Annotated in this window: 16 protein-coding genes; 6 read left to right on the top strand and 10 right to left on the bottom strand. The window is 67.1% G+C overall.

The annotated features are described in order from the left end of the window. Positions 1-130: 130 nt before the first annotated feature. Genes ATF69_RS15600 through ATF69_RS15580 form a run of 5 tightly spaced genes read right to left on the bottom strand, consistent with a single transcriptional unit; the run spans position 131 to position 4,612 of the window. Positions 131-841 carry an ABC transporter ATP-binding protein gene (locus tag ATF69_RS15600; RefSeq protein WP_146871524.1) on the bottom strand — a complete coding sequence of 237 codons (711 nt, stop codon included), beginning with the start codon at positions 839-841 and terminating at the stop codon, positions 131-133. Next, positions 838-1,599, bottom strand: coding sequence for an ABC transporter ATP-binding protein (locus ATF69_RS15595; RefSeq protein WP_146871523.1), 762 nt, complete (start codon positions 1,597-1,599; stop codon positions 838-840). Before ATF69_RS15595 ends, ATF69_RS15600 begins: the two co-directional genes overlap by 4 nt. Beyond that, the gene (locus ATF69_RS15590) at positions 1,592-2,524 is read right to left on the bottom strand and encodes a branched-chain amino acid ABC transporter permease (RefSeq protein WP_146871522.1); all 933 of its coding nucleotides are present in this window, start codon (positions 2,522-2,524) and stop codon (positions 1,592-1,594) included. Before ATF69_RS15590 ends, ATF69_RS15595 begins: the two co-directional genes overlap by 8 nt. Further along, positions 2,521-3,399 (bottom strand): branched-chain amino acid ABC transporter permease, encoded by an 879-nt coding sequence (locus tag ATF69_RS15585; protein WP_099730813.1) that lies wholly within the window; start codon positions 3,397-3,399, stop codon positions 2,521-2,523. Before ATF69_RS15585 ends, ATF69_RS15590 begins: the two co-directional genes overlap by 4 nt. Positions 3,400-3,403: 4 nt before the next feature. Then, positions 3,404-4,612, bottom strand: a complete 1,209-nt coding sequence (locus tag ATF69_RS15580) for an amino acid ABC transporter substrate-binding protein (protein ID WP_056744007.1) — start codon at positions 4,610-4,612, stop codon at positions 3,404-3,406. 219 nt (positions 4,613-4,831) lie between these two features. Here ATF69_RS15580 and ATF69_RS15575 point away from each other — a divergent pair, with 219 nt between their 5' ends. The 5 genes from ATF69_RS15575 (at position 4,832) to ATF69_RS15550 (ending at position 10,975) form a co-directional block, all read left to right on the top strand. Next, positions 4,832-5,827 (top strand): AraC-like ligand-binding domain-containing protein, encoded by a 996-nt coding sequence (locus tag ATF69_RS15575; protein ID WP_146871521.1) that lies wholly within the window; start codon positions 4,832-4,834, stop codon positions 5,825-5,827. Positions 5,828-6,024: 197 nt separating this feature from the next. Then, positions 6,025-7,476, top strand: a complete 1,452-nt coding sequence (locus ATF69_RS15570) for an efflux transporter outer membrane subunit (RefSeq protein ID WP_244303738.1) — start codon at positions 6,025-6,027, stop codon at positions 7,474-7,476. A 156-nt stretch (positions 7,477-7,632) separates the two neighbouring features. Then, positions 7,633-8,997, top strand: coding sequence for an efflux RND transporter periplasmic adaptor subunit (locus ATF69_RS15560; RefSeq protein ID WP_146871520.1), 1,365 nt, complete (start codon positions 7,633-7,635; stop codon positions 8,995-8,997). Further along, entirely contained in the window at positions 8,994-9,770 is a 777-nt protein-coding gene (locus ATF69_RS15555) for an ABC transporter ATP-binding protein (protein WP_056744015.1), read from the top strand. Before ATF69_RS15560 ends, ATF69_RS15555 begins: the two co-directional genes overlap by 4 nt. After that, positions 9,770-10,975, top strand: a complete 1,206-nt coding sequence (locus tag ATF69_RS15550) for an ABC transporter permease (protein WP_146871519.1) — start codon at positions 9,770-9,772, stop codon at positions 10,973-10,975. Before ATF69_RS15555 ends, ATF69_RS15550 begins: the two co-directional genes overlap by 1 nt. A gap of 128 nt (positions 10,976-11,103) precedes the next feature. Here the strand turns inward: ATF69_RS15550 and ATF69_RS15545 are convergent, their stop codons facing one another. Continuing rightward, positions 11,104-11,502 (bottom strand): Hsp20/alpha crystallin family protein, encoded by a 399-nt coding sequence (locus tag ATF69_RS15545; RefSeq protein WP_146871518.1) that lies wholly within the window; start codon positions 11,500-11,502, stop codon positions 11,104-11,106. A gap of 92 nt (positions 11,503-11,594) precedes the next feature. Here ATF69_RS15545 and ATF69_RS15540 point away from each other — a divergent pair, with 92 nt between their 5' ends. After that, positions 11,595-12,938 carry a branched-chain amino acid ABC transporter substrate-binding protein gene (locus ATF69_RS15540; protein WP_082564911.1) on the top strand — a complete coding sequence of 448 codons (1,344 nt, stop codon included), beginning with the start codon at positions 11,595-11,597 and terminating at the stop codon, positions 12,936-12,938. 60 nt (positions 12,939-12,998) lie between these two features. Here the strand turns inward: ATF69_RS15540 and ATF69_RS15535 are convergent, their stop codons facing one another. The 4 genes from ATF69_RS15535 to ATF69_RS15520 all read right to left on the bottom strand — a co-directional run bounded on the left by ATF69_RS15535 (position 12,999) and on the right by ATF69_RS15520 (position 18,226). Then, positions 12,999-13,760: an ABC transporter permease gene (locus ATF69_RS15535; protein WP_056744038.1), complete on the bottom strand. Its 762-nt coding sequence runs from the start codon at positions 13,758-13,760 to the stop codon at positions 12,999-13,001. 5 nt (positions 13,761-13,765) lie between these two features. After that, positions 13,766-14,758 (bottom strand): ABC transporter ATP-binding protein, encoded by a 993-nt coding sequence (locus ATF69_RS15530; protein ID WP_146871517.1) that lies wholly within the window; start codon positions 14,756-14,758, stop codon positions 13,766-13,768. A 175-nt stretch (positions 14,759-14,933) separates the two neighbouring features. Further along, complete coding sequence (mltB, locus tag ATF69_RS15525) at positions 14,934-16,046, bottom strand: lytic murein transglycosylase B (protein WP_099730804.1); 1,113 nt, start codon at positions 16,044-16,046, stop codon at positions 14,934-14,936. 140 nt (positions 16,047-16,186) lie between these two features. Continuing rightward, positions 16,187-18,226 (bottom strand): transglutaminase TgpA family protein, encoded by a 2,040-nt coding sequence (locus ATF69_RS15520; RefSeq protein ID WP_146871516.1) that lies wholly within the window; start codon positions 18,224-18,226, stop codon positions 16,187-16,189. Between the last annotated feature and the right edge of the window lie 104 nt (positions 18,227-18,330).

Raw genomic sequence — 18,330 nt, 5'->3', positions numbered from 1 at the left:
TACGGCTCCCGAAACCGGCGGTGCCGAGGCCAGTGCCCCCGCGCAAGGGCAGCCCCGCCGCGCTGGGGGCGTTCCCCTCCCGAAGGAGAGGGGGAAGGCGCGAAGCGACTCAGGGGGTGCTTCATAGATTTCAGGCCACGCCCAGGTAGGCTTGGCGCACCACGTCGGACTTCAGCAAGTCAGAGGCTTCGCCAGACGCCACAATGCGTCCGCGCTCCAGCACATAGCCGCGCTGCGCGATCTGCAGCGCCTTGCGCACGTTCTGCTCCACCATGAGCACGGTGACGCCTTGCGCGGCGATGCGCTGCACGATGGCCAGCAGCTCATCGACCATGCGCGGCGCCAGGCCCAGCGAGGGCTCGTCCAGCATCAAGAGGTGCGGGCCGCTCATCATGGCGCGGGCCACGGCCACCATCTGCTGCTCGCCGCCGCTCATGGTGCCGGCGAGCTGTGTAGCGCGTTCCTTGAGACGGGGAAAGTCTTCAAACGCCTGGTGCAACCGCTCGGCGCGCACGCGTGACGGCACCAGCCAGCCGCCCAGCTCCAGGTTTTCTGTCACCGTCATCTGCGGGAACAGCTGGCGACCTTCGGCGACCAGCGCCAGGCCGCGTTGCACGCAGGCCGTGGCGTTCATCGCAGGCACGGCCTGGCCGTCGAGCGTCACCGAGCCTTGGCGCGGCAGCAGGCCCGCCAGGGCCTTGAGCAGCGTGGTCTTGCCCGCGCCGTTGGGGCCCACGATGACGGTGATGCCGGGCGCCGCTTCCAGTGCCAGGTCTTGCAGCACCTGAAAGCCGTGGTAGCCCGTGGTCAGGTTCTGCACGGTGAGGTGTGCGCCGCTCATGCCGTGGCTCCTTGCTCTGCGTTGTGGGTCATCTCGTCACCCAGATAGGCTTCAATCACCTGTGGGTCGCGCACCACCTCGGCGGGTGTGCCGTCGGCAATCTTGCGGCCCTGGTGTAGCACCAGCACGCGCTCCACGTATTGGAGCAGCGTGGTCACCGCATGCTCGATCCACACCACGGTCAGGCCCCAGTCGTCGCGCAGGCGGCGGATGCGCTGGGCCATGGCATCGACCTCCGCTTCTGTCAGGCCCGCGGCCACCTCGTCGAGCAACAACAGGCGCGGGCGTGTGCCCAGCGCCATGCCGATCTCCAGCAGACGCTGCTGCGACGGCGTCACGTCGGCAGCGGGGCGGTCGGCCAGGTGCGCCAGGCCCAGCATGGTCAGGATCTCGCCCTCGCTGCGCAGGCCCTCGGGCCCCTGGCGGTGGCGGCCTGCGAACTGCATGCCAAAGCGCACGTTGTCGCGTACCGTCATGTCGGGGAACACGCGCGGCGTCTGGAAGGTGCGAGCAATGCCTTGGGCGGCATAGTGGTGCGGGCCCTTGCCGGTCAGGTTGTCGGCACCGCAGTGCAGCGTGCCTGAGGTAGGCGGTTGCACGCCCGAGATGGCGTTGAAGAATGTGGTCTTGCCCGCACCGTTGGGGCCGATGATGCCGATCAGCTCGCCCGTGTGCAGTGTGGCGCTCACGCCATCCACGGCAGTCAGGCCGCCAAAGCGCACGGTCACGCTGTCAATGGTCAAAAGTGCTTCAGCCATGGTGCGCCTCCGCAGCAGGCTTGCGCCGTTGCCACAGCGTGGCCAGGCCATTGGGCAAGTACATCACGCACAGAATCAGCAGCAGGCCCAGCACCATCATGTAGCCGTAAGGCAGCTGCAGGCGCAGCGTCTCGGCCAGCAGGCTGAACACGATGGCCGCCAGGATGGGGCCGCCGATGCTGGTGGCACCGCCAATCAGCGCGATCAGCACCGTCTGGAAGCCGATGAAGGGGCTGAACACGGCTGCGGGCTCGATGTAGGTCCAGCGCACGGCCATGGCCGCGCCCACGGCGCCTGCAAAGGCGGCGGTGATGCCAAAGCCCGCGATCTTGGCCAGGCGCGTGTCCACGCCCAGCGTCTGGGCGCGCTGCTCGTCGGCGCCGATGCCTGCCAGTGCGAGGCCAAACTGGCTGCGCTGGATGGCAATGGCGGTGGCAATGGCCGCCGCCGCGATCAGCAGTACCGTGAGGTACACCGTCTCGTTACTGGGCACCACCGTGAGCACGCGGCCCACGGTGCCCGACACCTGTTTTTCGACAAAGGTCACCGCGTGGCGGATCAGCTCTGTCATACCGAAGGTGAGCACTGCAAAGTAGGTGCCGCGCAGGTGCAGCACGGCAGCGCCCATCACGACCGCCACGATGGAGGCAATCAACGCACCGGACACGATCACCAGCGGCCAGGGCAGTACTGTCAGCAGCGTGGCACTGGTGTACGCACCAATGCCGAAGAAGGCCGATGTGGCCAGCGACAGGTAGCGGGTGGCGCCGCAGAACAGCGACCAGCTGGTGGCCAGCGCGATGTACATCAGGCAGCTGAGCAGCACCGAGGTGGCGAACTCGGACACCAGCCAGGGCAGGGTGGCGACCACCGCCACCCCCGCTGCCAAGGCCAGCCAAGGCTTGTTGGAATGAAGGGAAGTCATTTTTTGGAGAACAGTCCGTTGGGGCGCCAGATCAGCACGCCGATGAACACTGCATAGCTCAGCAGCATCTTGAGAGACGGGCTGCTGAAGTGCATGCCCAGCGCCTCGACCACGCCGAGCAGCAAGCCACCGGCCAGACTGCCCGCCAGGCTGCCAAAGCCGCCCAGCGTGATCACGATCAGCGCCGTCACGGTATAGGGCTCACCCATCGACGGAGAAATCTCATACGTCATGGACAGCAGCGCACCCGCCACGCCCGACAGGCCCAGGCCAATGCCAAACATCATCGGGTGCAGGCGCCGCGTGTTGATACCTACTAGCTGCGCGCCCGTGGGCGACTGCATCAGCGCCCTCACCGCCTTGCCCAGCAGCGTGAGCTTGAGCAGCGCGATCAGCGCGGCCGACAGCGCCAGTGCCACGCCAAACAGCACCAGCTTGTTTTCAGTGAAACGCATGCCCGCAATCTGCACCGGGTCGGCCAGGTATTCGTACCCTCGCAGGTCACCACCCCAGATCAGGAGCGCGGTGTTCTGCACCAGGAACATGAGGCCAAATCCCACCATCAGGCTGCGCGCCTCGAACACGTCCACATTGGGTGCGCGGGCGGCCAGGCGCTTGAAGCACAGCGCATGCACCACCACGCCCAACACAAACAATGCGATAAAAGCCAGCGGCATCAGCAGCAGCGGCGAGATGCCCCACAGGGTGTGCGCGGACCAGGTGAGGAAGGCGCCCAGCATCAGGAACTCGCCATGCGAGATGTTCATGATGCGCATCAGCCCGTACTGCAGGTTCAGGCCCATGGCCACCAGCGCATAGATGCCGCCGGTAATGAGGCCACTGGCGACCAGTTCGGCCCAGGAAGTCAGAGACACTTTGTTATTTCCAGGCTGGTTTCGCGGTGTTCAACTGCGCGGTGGCTCGGTCCTTGGGCCACACGACTTCGAAGTCGTTTCCCTGCCACTGGCTCACGGTGCCGGGGATGGAGGCGTTCTCGCTGCCCTGGAAGCGGATGCCGCCCAGGATGGTCTGGAACTCGTTCTTGGCGATGTGCTCGCGCAGGGCCTTGCGGTCCAGGCCCGCCTTCTCCACGGCCTGCTGCAGGATCTGCAGGCCTGCCCAGGCATGGCCGCTGGCCCAGCGGTCGGGCTCCTTGTTGAACTTCTTCACGTGCGCGTCGAAGTACGCCTTGGCCTCGGGGCTGGTCTTCACGCTCCACGAGCCCATACCGATCACGCCTTCGGTGTTGGCCTGCATCACGTTCTTGTAAAGCTGGAAGGCCGTGCCCACCGAGGCGTAGAAGAACTTGGGGTTCAGGCCCACCTCGCGCGCCTGGCGGCTGGCCAGAATGGTGTCGGGCGGGTAGGTGATGCCGATGAAGGCGTCGGGGTTCTGGTCCTTGATGCCGCGCAGCACGGGCGCCAGGTCCTTCACACCCAGCGGGTAGCTCTTGCGCTCCAGCACCTGGATGCTGGTCTTCTTGAGCGCGTTGTTCAGTGCGGCGAAGTTCTCCAGGCCAAACAGGTCGTCCATGTAGACGATGGCAATGGTCTTGACGTTGTTGGCCACCAGCATGTCCACCAGCGCACCCATCATCTTGTCGGGCTGCTGCAGCAGCGAGAAGAAGTAGGGCAGGTTCATGTCGATCAGCTTGCGCGACAGCGCCGTGGGCGCCAGCAGCGGGTAGCCGAAGCGGTTGGCCAGCGGCGCGATGGCGAAGTTGGCGCCCGAGCCCCAGGGCGGCAGGATCAGGTCCACCTTGTCGCTGCCCATGAGCTTTTCGTAGGTGCGCACGCAGGTTTCGGTCTCGCTGCGGTCGTCGTAGCCAATGAGTTCGATGGGGCGCTTGGTGCCCTTCACGCTCAGGCCACCCGCTGCGTTCACCTGCTCGGCCCACAGCAGGTAGTTGGGCTCCTGGCTCACCTGGGCACCGGCCGCCCAGGGGCCGGTGCGGGCGATGGCGTAGCCGATGCGCACGGGTGCCGCGCTGCTGCCCTGGGCCCACAGCTGGGGTGCCACGGCCAGGGTGCCGACCGTTGCGGCGGCGCCCTTGATCCACTGGCGCTTGGAGGGTTGGTGTGCTGTCATTGTGTGTCTCCTCGGATGGGGCCTGCGTGGTGCACGCCGTGCCGGGAATCGTAGGCAGACGCGTTCATGCGCGCTGCGCTCAGCGTGCACAAAACGCTTGCCTCAGCGTGCAGGCGGCAGCGGGTTTACCCGGATTTCCCTCGGTGGCACGGGGTAACGGGGCGTCCGATAATTCAGCCGCATAACCATCAGGCTTGCGCAACCCGCACTGGAGACACCATGGCCCATCCCCTGACCGAGGTATCCACCGACGCCGTGCCTGCGCGCGACCGCCTGCACCTGTGGGGCGATGCGGTGTGGCGCCTGATTGGCGGGCTGGAGTCCGACGCGTTTGGTGACGATGCCTTTGCAGGCCACATCACCTCGGGCCAGGCGGGCTATGTGAACCTGTGCCAGCTGGACGTGAGCCGCCACCGCGTGGTGCGCACCCCCAGCCTCATCCGGGGCAGCGACCGGGCCTACATCAAGGTGGTGGCCCAGCTCGAAGGGCGCGCGTGCTTCGAGCAGAACGGTCGCCAGGTATGGTTGTCGCCGGGTGAGTGGAGCGTGTACGACACCACGCGCGCCTATGCCGTTAGCAACCCCGAGGCCGTGCGCCAGATGGTGCTGATGATCCCGAAGGAACAACTGCCCGAGCGCAAGCTCAAGCTCGATGATCTGATGGTGCAGCGGTTCTCGGGCACCAGCGGCGTGTCGCGGCTGGCATGGGACACCATGCGCGCCGCGTTTGCCGAGCTGCCCACCATGTCCGACGCCGCCGCCGATGGCGTGGCCGACGTGATCACGCACCTGGTGCAGCTGTCGCTGCTGGAGCGAAACGGGCAGCAAAGCCTGCTGTCGCAGCGCGAGGCCCTGCGTGACCGCATCAGCCAATACATCGACCGGCACCTGGGCGACCCCGACCTCACCATCGACCGCATGGCCCAGGCGCTCAACTGCAGCAAGCGGCACCTGTACAACGCGGTGGCTGATGACGAGGAAACCCTGGCCGCCATGATCCAGCGCCGCCGCCTGGAGGCCTGTCTGCGCGACCTGCGCCACCCGGCGCATGCGCAGCGCTCGGTCACTGACATTGCGCTGTCCTGGGGCTTCAGCAACAGCGCGCATTTCAGCCGCGCGTTCCGCTCGCATATGGGCTGCAGCCCCAGCGAATACCGGGCCCGGCCGTTGGCGCCGGTGGGGCTGTTGCGGGACCAATCGCGGCTCGCGCACTGAGCGGCACCCCTGCCCCTTGCGTGTGGGGCCGTCTGCGCGGTAAAGCACGCTCACCCGTTCTACGCATGCGTATGCATCGGCATGCAGCGGCGTGACCTTTGCCTTGCATCAATTCTTTACGCGGGCTTGACCCAGTGGGTACGTTGTTGGCGCAATCGCTGCTCACAATGGGGTTTTCCCCTGCGTAGCCATTGCCCATGCGTTTTCTCCCACTGGCCTCTCCCGGCACACCCGCTGCCCGCGCAGCGCAACCTTTGCGTGCTGTGCCGTGGAGGCAAACGGCCTTGTTGTTGTGCGCGCTAGCCACCGCCGGGTGTGCCAGCCTGGCACCCACGGATCGCGCATTGCCCGCAGTGGCCGTTCCCCCGGCATGGTCTGCGGGGGGCAACGGCACAGCGCAAGTGGCTACGGCTACGTCCCTGGCCCAGTGGTGGCAGCGGTTTGACGATGCTGTGCTCACCTCGCTGGTCGAGCAAGCCTTGCGCGCCAACACCAGCGTGCGCACCGCCCAGGCCGCGCTGCAGCAGGCGCGTGCGCAGGTGGATGTGCAATCGGCCGGCCTGCTGCCCAGCGTGGGCGCATCGGCTTCGGCGCAGCGCAGCCGGGCCAGCAACAGCACGGGCAACACCTTCCAGGCCGGTTTTGATGCGAGCTGGGAGCCCGATGTGTTTGGCCGCCTGCGCAGCGGCGTGAGCGCCAGCGAGGCCGATGCCCGCGCGGCAGAGGCCAGCCTGGCCGACGTGCAGGTATCGCTGGCCGCCGAGGTGGCCGTCAACTACATCGAGCTGCGCGGGCTGCAGCAGCGCTTGGCCATTGCGCGCAGCAACCTGGCCAGCCAGCAGGAGACCTTGCAGATCACCCAGTGGCGCCTGCAGGCCGGTCTCACCACCTCGCTCGTCACCGAGCAGGCCCGTGCAGCGGCCGAGCAGACCGCCGCGCAGATTCCCAGCCTGGAAGCCAGCCTGGCTCAGTCGCGCTACAGCTTGGCCGTGCTGACAGGCCAGGTGCCCGGCGCGCTCGACGCTACCCTGGCCGCTAGTGCGCCCGTGCCGCAGCCGACTGCGGAGCTTGCCCTGGCAATCCCGGCCGAGACGCTGCGCCAACGCCCCGATGTGCGTGCGGCCGAGCAGCGCATTGCAGCCGCCCTGGCGCGCGTGTCGCAGGCCGATGCGGCGCGCTACCCCAGCTTCTCCCTCGGTGGCTCGTTGGGCCTGCGTGCCCTCACGCTGGGCGCGTTGTCGGGGGGCAGTGCGGTAACCAGTGCCTTGCTGGGCAGCGTGTCTATCCCGCTGCTGGATGGTGGCGCCGCCCGCGCCCAGGTGCGCGTGCAGTCTGCCGCGCTGGAGCAGGCCCGTGTGGCCTACGAAGCCACCGTGCTCACGGCGCTGCAGGATGTGGAGAACGCGCTGGTGGCCTTGCGTGGCGACCGGGAAAAACTGGAGCGACTGACGGCCGCTGCAGACGCCGCCCGCAATGCCGCGCTGCTGGCGCAGCAGCGCTATAGCAGTGGTCTCATCGACTTTCAGGCGGTGCTGGAGACGCAGCGCACGCTGCTGTCCACGCAAGAGAGCGTGGCCACCACCACCGCTGCGGTCGCGGCAGACCATGTGCGCCTCTACAAGGCGCTGGGCGGCGGCTGGAAGACATGAAGCACCCCCTGAGTCGCTGCGCGCCTTCCCCCCGCTCTCGCATTGCTGCGCAATGCGGGCTGGGGGACGCAGCCCTCACTGCGGGGCGGACCTTGGCTTGCTGCCTGCACTTTGGCCGCGCCAGTTTCATGCGCTATGAGTAACTGATTTGATCTTATGACTGATAAACCTTCCTCTCCCCCCTCCAGCCTCGAAGCACTCCTGGGTGCCGACCGTCCCCGCCGCTGGTGGCAGCGCACTACCGTGTGGCTAGGGGTGGCCGCGCTCGCGGTGGTGGGCGGTGGCTTGTATGCCTGGCAATCGCGCCAGAGCGCCAGCACTGCACCCACCTATGTCACCGAAGAGCTGCGCCGGGGCAATCTCACACTCACCGTGTCGGCCAACGGCACGCTGCAGCCCACGCGCTCGGTCACCATTGGCAGCGAGCTGTCGGGCACCGTGCGCAAGGTGCTGGTGGATGTGAACGACAAGGTCAAGAAGGGGCAGCTGCTGGTGGAGCTGGACACTGCCAAGCTTGAATCGCAAGTGCTGCGCTCGCGCGCCTCGCTGGCGTCGGCGCAGGCCCGCCTGGCCCAGGCCGTGGCCACCACCAAGGAGGCCATTGCCAACTTTGGCCGGCTCGAAGAAGTGGCCCGCCTGTCCGGCGGCAAGGTGCCCTCGGCCTCCGAGCTGGACGCAGGTCGCGCCACGCTGGACCGCGCCCGCGCCGACGAAACCAGCGCCCGCGCCACGGTGGAAGACGCACGCGCCGCGCTGTCCACCGACGAGACCAACCTGTCCAAGGCCTCCATCCGCTCGCCCATCGACGGCGTGGTGCTGACCCGCACGGTGGAGCCCGGCAACGCGGTGGCCGCATCGCTGCAGGCTGTGACGCTGTTCACCGTGGCCGAAGACCTCACGCGGCTGCGGCTGGATGTGAGCGTGGACGAGGCCGACGTGGGATCGGTCAAGGTGGGACAGGACGCGAGCTTCACGGTCAGTGCCTATCCCTCGCGCCGCTACCCGGCCCAGGTCACGCGGGTGTCGTTTGGCTCCACCAAGACGGACAACGTGGTCACCTACATCACCTGGCTGGAGGTGAACAACAGCGACATGAGCCTGCGCCCCGGCATGACGGCCGCTGCCACCATCACTTCCACTGAACGCAAGGACGTGCTGCTGGTACCCAACACGGCGCTGCGCTTCACGCCTGCGCAGGCCGCAGGGGCCGATGCGAAACCCGGGGCGGGTGGCGCCAAGCCCGGCGCGTCTGGCAGCGGCAGTGGTGGCGGCATCATGTCGCAGCTCATGCCGCGCATGCCACGGTCTGGCTCGGGCCCACGCAAGCCGGGTGCGGGGGGCGAGGCGGGCGATGGCGCGGGCAAGACGCGGCAGGTGTGGGTGCTGCAGGACGGTGCCGCCAAGCCCATCGATGTGCAGGTGGGCATCAGCGATGGCCGCCATACCGAGGTCACGGGCGAGGGCCTCACGCCCGGCATGGCCGTGATCACCGACCAGCGCGCGGCAGGGGCCAAGCCATGAGCGTGGCGGGCGACACCCCCATCATCCGCCTGCGTGGCGTGACCAAGGTCTATGGCGAAGGGGCGCTGGCCTTTCAGGCGCTCAAGGGCGTGGACCTGGACATTGCACAGGGCGACTTTGTGGCCATCATGGGCCCCAGCGGCTCGGGCAAGTCCACGGCCATGAACACGCTGGGCTGCCTGGACCGGCCCACCACGGGTGAATACCTGTTTAAGGGCGTGCATGTGGAGTCGCTCTCGCGCGACGAGCGGGCACGGCTGCGGCGGCGCTACTTTGGCTTTGTGTTCCAGGGCTTCAACCTGCTGGCGCGCACCTCGGCGCAAGAGAATGTGGAGCTGCCTCTGCTGTACCGGGGTGAGTCGGCCACCGCGCGCCATGCGGCGGCCGCGCGTGCGCTGGAAGCGGTGGGCCTCAAAGGCTGGGAACACCACACGCCCGCCGAGCTGTCGGGCGGGCAGCAGCAGCGCGTGGCCATTGCGCGCGCGATCGTCACCGAGCCCGATGTGCTGCTGGCCGACGAGCCCACCGGCAACCTCGACACCCAGCGCAGTGTCGAGATCATGGAACTGCTCTGGCGCCTGAACGCCGACCACGGCATCACCGTGCTGATGGTCACGCACGAGCCCGACATGGCGCAGTACGCGCGGCGCATCGTGCGGTTTGTCGATGGCGTGGTGGACAGCGATGCAGCCAATCCACACCCCAAGGGTCTGGACGCTGATGCGGCATCGGCCCAGCCGGCGGTGGCCGGTTCGGATGCGGGAGGCCACTGATGTTGCTCAACACCCTGCTGCTGGCGCTGCGCTCCATCCGGCGCAATCTCATGCGCTCCTTCCTCACCATCCTGGGCATCGTGATCGGCGTGAGCGCGGTGATCACCATGGTCACGCTGGGCAACGGCGCCACGCTGGCCATTCAGAACCAGATCTCGGGCCTGGGCACCAACCTGCTGCAGGTGCGCCCCGGCCAACGCATGGGGCCCGGCGGCGGCACGGGCGCCCCGGCCTTCAAGGACACCGATGCCGACGTGATCGCGCAGCAGATCGGCGGCATCCTGGCCGTGGCGCCCGAGGCGCGTGCCGCCGCCACGGCGGTGGTGGGCGGGCGCAACTGGACGACCAGCGTGATCGGCAGCACCAACGCCTGGCTGGAGACCGGCAATTGGACGGTGCGCACGGGCCGCGTCTTTACCGACGCTGAATTGCGCGCGGGTGCCGCCGTCTGCCTGATCGGCGAGACCGTGCGGCGCGAGCTCTTTGGCACCGCCGATGCCGTGGGCGGCCAGCTGCGCGTGAAGGCGTTTTCGTGCGAGGTGGTGGGCGTTCTCGCGTCCAAAGGGCAGGGCGCGTTTGGCAACGACCAGGACGACACCGTGCTGGTGCCGCTGCGCACGCTGCAGCGCCGCGTCACCGGCAATACGCGGGTGAACACGCTGCTGGTGTCGATGAAAGACGGCAGCGACCCCGAGCGGGTGAAGGCCAGCCTCACGCAATTGCTGCGCGAACTGCGCAAGCTGTCGGATTCGGACGAAGACAACTTCAACGTGCTGGACACCAAGCAGCTGGCCGATACGCTCTCGGGCACCACCAAGGTGCTGACCACGCTGCTGGGCGCGGTGGCGGCCGTGAGCCTGCTGGTGGGCGGCATCGGCATCATGAACATCATGCTAGTGAGCGTGACCGAGCGCACGCGTGAGATCGGTCTGCGTCTGGCCATCGGCGCGTTGGAGCGCGAGGTGCTGCTGCAGTTTCTGATCGAAGCTGTGGTGCTGGCCGCGCTGGGCGGGCTCATCGGCATCGTGCTGGCCACGGGCGCGTCGCTCGCGCTGTCGGGGCTGATGGGTGTGCCCTACCTCTTCAACCCCGGCGTGAACCTGCTGTCGTTCCTGTTCTCGGCCGGGATTGGTGTGGTGTTCGGCTACTTCCCGGCGCGGCGCGCGGCGCGCATGGACCCCATCGATGCGCTGCGGCATGAGTGAGGGTTTGCAGAGGGTTCAGAGCGGAAATACCAGCAAAAAAGGCATGAAGCGCTAGTGCATCATGCCTTGATTGCTATTGAAAATATAGCGATGGCCGTCACGCGCCATCGCTTGGGGAACGGCCCGCTTCAGTGAATGGTCAGCGTGGTGGCCTTGCTCACGGGCTCCAGGCGGGCCAGCGTCAGGGTCAACACGCCGTTTTCCAGCTTGGCGGTGCTGGCGCTGGCGTCAATCTCGGTGGGCAGCTCCCACGCGCGCTGTACCTTGCGCGGTGCGCCTTCCACGCTTTGCACCTGCACCACCTGGCCTTCAATGCTGATCGAGAGCTGTTCGCGGGCGAGGCCGGGGACGTCCAGCTGCAAGGTGGTGGCCTTTTCGTCCTGCGTCACGGTGCAGCCCGCGGCGGGTGCTGCCGCCGCGGATGCAGGCTGAGCCAGCGCGCCCATCAGAAAACGTTGCAGCGCCAGGTCGGCGGAACGGGGGGCTTGGGCATAAGCGGCGCGGCGGATCACGGGGGCGAAGATCATGGGTAACTCCTATACACTGCGCGGCTCTCGACGTGGTCGCCGCATGGCAGAGAGGTGTGTGCGGCCACGCCGCATTTCAAGGGAAAAATGCCATGAATAAATTGCAATCTGTGGGCTTGAAATCAGGCGCTGCGGCATTACGTCACACCGTTTGGGCAGCCGCAGTGGCCCTTGCAGGCGCCGTGGCGTTGGCGCCTGCCGCGCAAGCGCAGACCCCGCCCTCGGCAGGCGTGGCCCAGGCCAGGCCGGTCAAGCTGGCGCTCATCGAAAGCCTGTCGGGCCCGTTTGCCAACACGGGCGAGGCTGTGTACCGCAACATCTACTGGGCCATGGAGCGCGTGAATGCACGCGGCGGCGTGCAGCTGCCTGCCAGCAGCGGCGGCCCCCGCCCGCTGGTGCTGGAGCGCTACGACAGCAAGGGCCAGAACGAAGAAGCCCTGTCTGCCCTGCGCGCCGCGATTGACGATGGTGCGCAGGTCATCCTGCAGGGCAATTCGTCGTCCACGGCCGCCGTGCTGATCGAGGCCATCAACAAGCACAACGAGCGCGAGCCCAACAAGCGCGTGCTGTTCCTCAACTACTCGGCGGTGGACCCCATCCTTACCAACGAGAAGTGCAGCTTCTGGCACTTCCGTTTTGATGCCCATGCCGACATGCGCATGGCCGCGCTGATGGAGGTGATGCGCGAGGACAAGGCCTTGAAGAGCGTGTACCTCATTGGCCAGGACTACAGCTTTGGCCAGGCCGTGCTGCGCGAGGCCAAGAAGCAGCTGGCCGCCCAGCGCCCCGATGTGGCCGTGGTGGGCGAAGAGCTGCACCCCATCGGCCGCGTGAAGGACTTTGCGCCCTATGCCGTCAAGATCAAGACCAGCGGCGCGCAGGCCGTGGTCACCGGCAACTGGGGCAACGACCTCACGCTGCTGGTCAAGGCCGCGCGGGACGTGGGCTACGAGGGCAGCTTCTACACCTTCTATGGCAACGCGCTGGGCGCTCCCGCCGCGATTGGCGACGCGGGCATCGGCAAGGTGGTGGCCGTGGCCGACTGGCTGCCCAACGTGCCGGGCGCGCAGAGCGAGGCGTTCTACCAATCCTTCCGCACACGCTTTCCCAAGCCGCAGGACGACTACGTGCACATGCGCATGCAGCTGATGGTCGAGGCCCTCGCCCAGTCCATCGAGCGTGCAGGCAGCACCGACGTGGTGGCCGTCGCGCGCCAGATGGAGTCGGCCAACGTGCAACTGGCCGGCCAGGGCGGCACCATGCGTGCGGCCGACCACCAGTTCCAGCAGGCGCTGGCGGTGGGCGTGATGGACAAGAAAGGCGCGCCCGGCGTGAAGTTCGACGTGGAAGGCTCGGGCTACGGCTTCCGCGTGGTGCGGCAGATTGCGGCGGCCAAGGCGCAGCAACCGCACAGCTGCCAGATGCAGCGCTATTGATGCAGCGTTACTGATGCGTGGATTCGCCCCGGGCGGCCGGGGCGCCCGGGGTGATCGCGCTCAGCGCCGGATGCGGTGGCCCGTCTTGAACACCCACCGCACCACGGCGAGGCACAGGGCCATGAACACCAAGGTCATGCTGGTGCTCACCGCGATGTGCACGTCGGCGTGGCCATAGAACGCCCAGCGCAGCCCGCTGATGAGATAGACCACCGGATTGAACAACGAGACGGTCTGCCAGAACGGCGGCAGCATGCTGATGCTGTAAAACGCCCCACCCAGAAAGGTGAGCGGCGTGATCACTAGCAGCGGGATGACCTGCAGCTTTTGAAAGCTGTCCGCCCACAGGCCAATGAGGAAGCCGAACAGGCAGAACGTGACGGCCGTAAGCACCAGAAAGCCCACCATCCACACGGGGTGCGCCACCTCGTACGGAACAAACACCCGGGCGGTGGACAGGATGAGCACCGACACCAGCAGCGACTTGCTGGCTGCCGCGCCCACGTAGCCCAGCAGCACCTCCACCCAGTTGACCGGCGCGCTCAGCAGTTCGTAGATGGTGCCCGACCATTTGGGCATGTAGATACCGAAGGCCGAGTTGGAGATGCTCTCGGAGAGCAGCGACAGCATGAGCAGGCCGGGGATGATGTAGGCGCCATAGCTCACCCCGCCGATGTCGCCCATGCGCGAGCCGATGGCGGAGCCGAAGACGATGAAGTACAGCGCGGTGGTGAGCACGGGCGCAATGAGGCTCTGCATCCAGGTGCGGAAGGCACGGTTCATCTCAAAGCGGTAGATGGCGCGCACGCCATGCAGGTTCACACCGGTCATGCTGGGATCGCTTTCTGGGCCGAAGGGGTGGGGGCCTTGTCCTGGTGCACCAGGCTCACGAAGATGTCTTCGAGCGAGCTCTCGCTGGAGTGCAGGTCCTTGAAGTCGATGCCGTGCTCCGTCAGGGCGCGCAACAGGGCCGCGATGCCGGTGTCTTCCTGCTGCGTGTCGAAGGTGTAGGTCAGCACGGTGCCGCCCTGGCTCAAAGATAGCGGCCAGCGGGCGAGCGTTGCGGGCACCTGCTCCATGGGCTGCTGCAGTGTGATGGCAAGTTCCTTCTTGCCCAGCTTGCGCATCAGCACGGCCTTGTCTTCCACCACGATCAGCTCGCCCTTGCGGATCACGCCGATGCGGTCGGCCATGTCCTCGGCTTCTTCCAGGTAGTGGGTGGTCAGGATGATGGTGGTGCCCGCGTCGCGCAGCGCCCGCACCAGGCGCCACATGTCGTGGCGCAGCTCCACGTCAACGCCGGCGCTGGGCTCGTCGAGGAACAGAATCTTGGGCTCGTGCGACAGCGCCTTGGCGATCAGCACGCGGCGTTTCATGCCGCCCGACAGCGCGAGGATCTTGTTGTCCTTCTTGTCCCACAGCGACAGGTCCTTGAGGATCTTCTCGATGTATGCGGGGTTGGGGGCCTTGCCAAACAGGCCCCGACTGAAGTTCACCGTGGCCCACACCGTCTCGAACGAGTCGGTGTGCAGCTCCTGGGGCACCAGGCCAATGGCAGCACGTGCTGCGCGGTAGTCGCGCACCGTGTCGTGCCCATCGGCCGTGACGGACCCCGCCGTGGCATTGCTCATGCCGCAAATCACGCTGATCAGCGTGGTCTTGCCCGCGCCATTGGGCCCCAGCAGGGCAAAGATCTCGCCGCGCCGGATGTCCAGGTCGATGTTCTTGAGTGCCTGAAAGCCGCCGGCGTAGGTTTTGCTCAGGCCGCGTACGCGGACGATGGCGTCCGTGTCGGGTGCTGGAGAAGGTGATGCAGGCATGGGGAAGGTTCTCTTGGAGGACCAGGGCGCGCCGCCTTGGCCGGGCCGCTGTGCAAGCGGTCGAAGCCGGGCATTGTGGACTGACTTGCGCAAGCGTGCAGGGCAGGGGCTCCGTGCCCGCAGAAACCTCCGGGTTCAGCCGATTGGTGCGTGGTTCGCAGCGCGGTAGGCGCCATCAGCGCGCTGCCGCCACCTCGCGCCCCAGCTCGATCACCGCCATGGCGTAGTAGCTCGACCAGTTGTAGCGCGTAATAGCGTAGAAGTTTTCGGTGCCTGCCACGTAGCTGGGTGCATCGTTGCCGTTTTGCAGTTCCACCAGCGCCAGCGGGCCCGTGTGCTGGGCACCCGGGGCATCGAGCACAGCGCCCTTGGCCAGCATGCTGGCCGCGCTGAAGGTGGGCAGGATGTCAGGGGCGAGCAGGTCGTCCAGTTGCAGCCGCGCGTTGTCGAACTGCACGCCAAAATGCGTGGGCATGCCGGGCGTCCAGCCGTGGCCGCGGAAGTAGTTGGCCACCGAGCCGATGGCGTCGGCCGGGCTCTTGAACAGGTCCACGCGGCCGTCGCCATCAAAGTCCACCGCGTAGCGCACCCAGCTCGATGGCATGAACTGGCCCAGGCCCATGGCGCCGGCATAGCTGCCGCGTGGCTCAAACGGGTCGGTGTTGCTGCGGTTGGCGAGGCTCAGGAACTGCTCCAGCTCGCGGCGGAAGAATTCGGTGCGCTCCTTGGCGCGCGGGTGTGCAGTGGGGAAGTCGAACGCCAGGGTGGCCAGCGCGTCCATCACGCGGAAGGTGCCCATCTGCTGGCCGTAGATGGTCTCCACTCCGATGATGCCCACGATGATCTCTGCGGGCACACCAAACTCGCGCTCGGCACGCTCCAGCATGGCCTGGTTCTCCTGCCAGAACCGCACGCCTGCACGGATGCGGATGGGGTCGATGAAACGGCTGCGATACACGCGCCAGTTCTTGGCCGTGCCCTTGGCGGGCGGCAGCATGAGGCGGGGCACCTGTGGCAAGAAATGCGCCTGCCCGATGGCCTGGCGCACCCACTCGCGGTCCAGGTCCCGCCGTGTGGCCAGGTCGTCGGCAAAGTCCATGGCCTCAGGGCGCGATGCGTAGAGCACCGGGGCCTTGGCACTGGCCCGCCCCTGGTGGGCCTGGCCGGCTTTGGCATGTGCCTTCTGGGCCGCCGGTTTGGGTTGATTTTCGGGCTTTGCGCTAGCGGGTAATGCACAGGCAGCTATCAAAAATATAGCTGCCGTGGTCCATGGTGCTGTCTTCTTCATGTCAATGGTTCGTCATGTTGTGGCTCCCTGCAGCGTCTGATACCGGCGCGCTCCAAGACCAGGGATGCCAAGCAAGGGCGTCCCGCAGCGAGGGCATCGTCCCCCTGGGGGGAAGCGGCGCAGCCGCTCAGGGGGGTGATTCACTGTTTCGGCCAGGCGAGGCTGCGGAACTCCCGCCGCAAATCGCCCAGGGCGGCCTCAGGGTGGGGGGCGTAGCGCACGCGCTCCAGCCGCAGCAGCCAGTCGGCCACCGCCGCAGCGGGTGCGCCGAATTGTGCCTGCACCCGCTCGGCCATGGCCCGGGGCGGCAAGGTGTCGGGCACCACCAGCCCGGCGCGGGCCAGGCGCTGGCGGGCGCGTGCCAGCAGGCGCAGCCAGGGGTCGTGCTGGCTGCGCTCCCACAGGCTCCAGCCCATGCCCCCAAGGGCGGCAACGATGATCAGGATGCCCAGCACCATGGTCAGGTCCTGCCAGCTGGGCGACTCAAAGCCCAGGGACTTGAGCAGGTCCAGCTGGCGGCTTTGTGTGTAGTTGAGCACCCACTGGTTCCAGCTGTTGTTGACGGCCTCCCACACGGCGCGCAGGTTCTGCGCCAGCCCCGGGCTGATGACCGTGCCCATGGCGGTGGCAAACGCCCCCTGGGGGGCGCGCAGCCGCTGAAAGGCCCCGGTGCGGCCGGGTGACACGGCACCGGTGGGGTCCACCCGCACCCAGCCCCGGCCGGAGAGCCAGACTTCGGCCCAGGCATGGGCGTCGCTCTGGCGCACGGTCCAGAGCTTGTCCACGGGGTTGCGGTCGCCGCCCTGGTAACCGGTAACGATGCGGGCCGGAATGTCGAGCGCACGCATCAGCACCACAAAGGCCGAGGAGATGTGTTCACAAAACCCTTCCTTGCGGTCAAACCAGAACTCGTCGGCCGTGTGCTGGCCGTACACGCCGGGCTCCAGCGTGTACACATATCCGCCGGTGCGCAGGCGGTTCAGGGCGGCATTGACGAGGGCCTCGGCGTTGTCTTGCGCGGGGTTGGGGTTGAGCTGGGGGTCGTTGCGCAGTTGCTGGGCCAGCGCCAGCGTGCGGGGATTGAAGCCGGTGGGCAGCTCGGTATAGGTGCGCAGGGCGGCGTTGGGGGCGCTGGGGCCATGGGCAAACTGTGGGTAGCTCTCTGCCTTGTAGCGCACCACATCGGTCACTGCGCGGGTCGTCAGCCACTGCAGGTCCTGCGTCATGAAGGTGTCCATGCCCGCGACGGCGGGCTTGTCCACCGCAGCGTCCAGCAGCAGCAGCCAGGGGCGCTGGTGGGGCTCCAGCGTCACTTCGTAGCGCACAGGCTGGCCTTGCACGCGCAGGTTGGCGACGGTGCTGGCACGTGCCTGCGAGTAATCGCCGGGGCGGGGCGACACCGGATGCCATTCGACACCGTCAAAGGTGCCGAACACCGGGCCGCGGAAGTACAGGTCGCTCTGCGGTGGCGCGGCGCCGTCAGGGGTGTCAAACCGCACGCGCATGGCCACCGTGTCGTCCAGCGCCAGCTCGGCAATGTTGCCCACCTTCATCACGCCGGACAGGCCGCTGCGCCCGCTCATGGTGTCGCTGGGCATGCCCCACAGGGGCGCCATGCGCGGGAACAGCATGAACAGCGCCGCCATGATGGGCGCGCCCAGCAGCGCCATGGTGCCTGCGGTGCGCAGTGCCTGCGACAGCGGTGGCCGCCCCACAGGCATGTGGGCGTTGACCAGCGCCGTGAGCAGCCCCAGCAGCGCCACCAGCATGGCAGCGGCCGTGAACAGCGACTGCGAGAAGAAAAAGTTGCTGAGCATCGTGAAGAAGCCCAGGAAGAACACCACCAGCGCGTCGCGCCGCGCGCGCAGTTCCAGCATCTTGAGCGCCAGCAGCATCACGATCAGCGTCACCCCGGCATCGCGGCCTAGGATGGTGCGGTGGGTGTACAGCGTGCCCGCCACCGCGATCACCAGCGGAACGGCCAGCACCCAGCGCGTCGGCAGCGGGCGGCCCTTGAAGGCCAGCCAGCCGCGCCACAGCATCAGTCCGGCCGCCAGCAGGCTCGCCCATACCGGCAACACGTTGACCTGCGGGGCGATGACCCACGCAATCACGACGAGCAGGAACAGCGTGTCGCGCGCGTCGCGCGGCAGTGCGTTGAGCGTCTGACGCAGGCTCATGGCTGAGCGGTGGAACGGGGGAAGATGGATTTCATGGTGCTATTTATTTGATAGCTATTCGGGCAATAAGAATATGCGCTTGGAGCCGATAGGGGCCAAATTCG

Origin of the sequence: Acidovorax delafieldii, from assembly GCF_007993815.1 — a bacterium.
In the GTDB taxonomy this organism is placed as follows: domain Bacteria; phylum Pseudomonadota; class Gammaproteobacteria; order Burkholderiales; family Burkholderiaceae_C; genus Acidovorax; species Acidovorax delafieldii.
The sequence above is the reverse complement of the archived record's forward strand: the minus strand, read 5'-3'. Positions and strand labels throughout refer to the sequence as shown.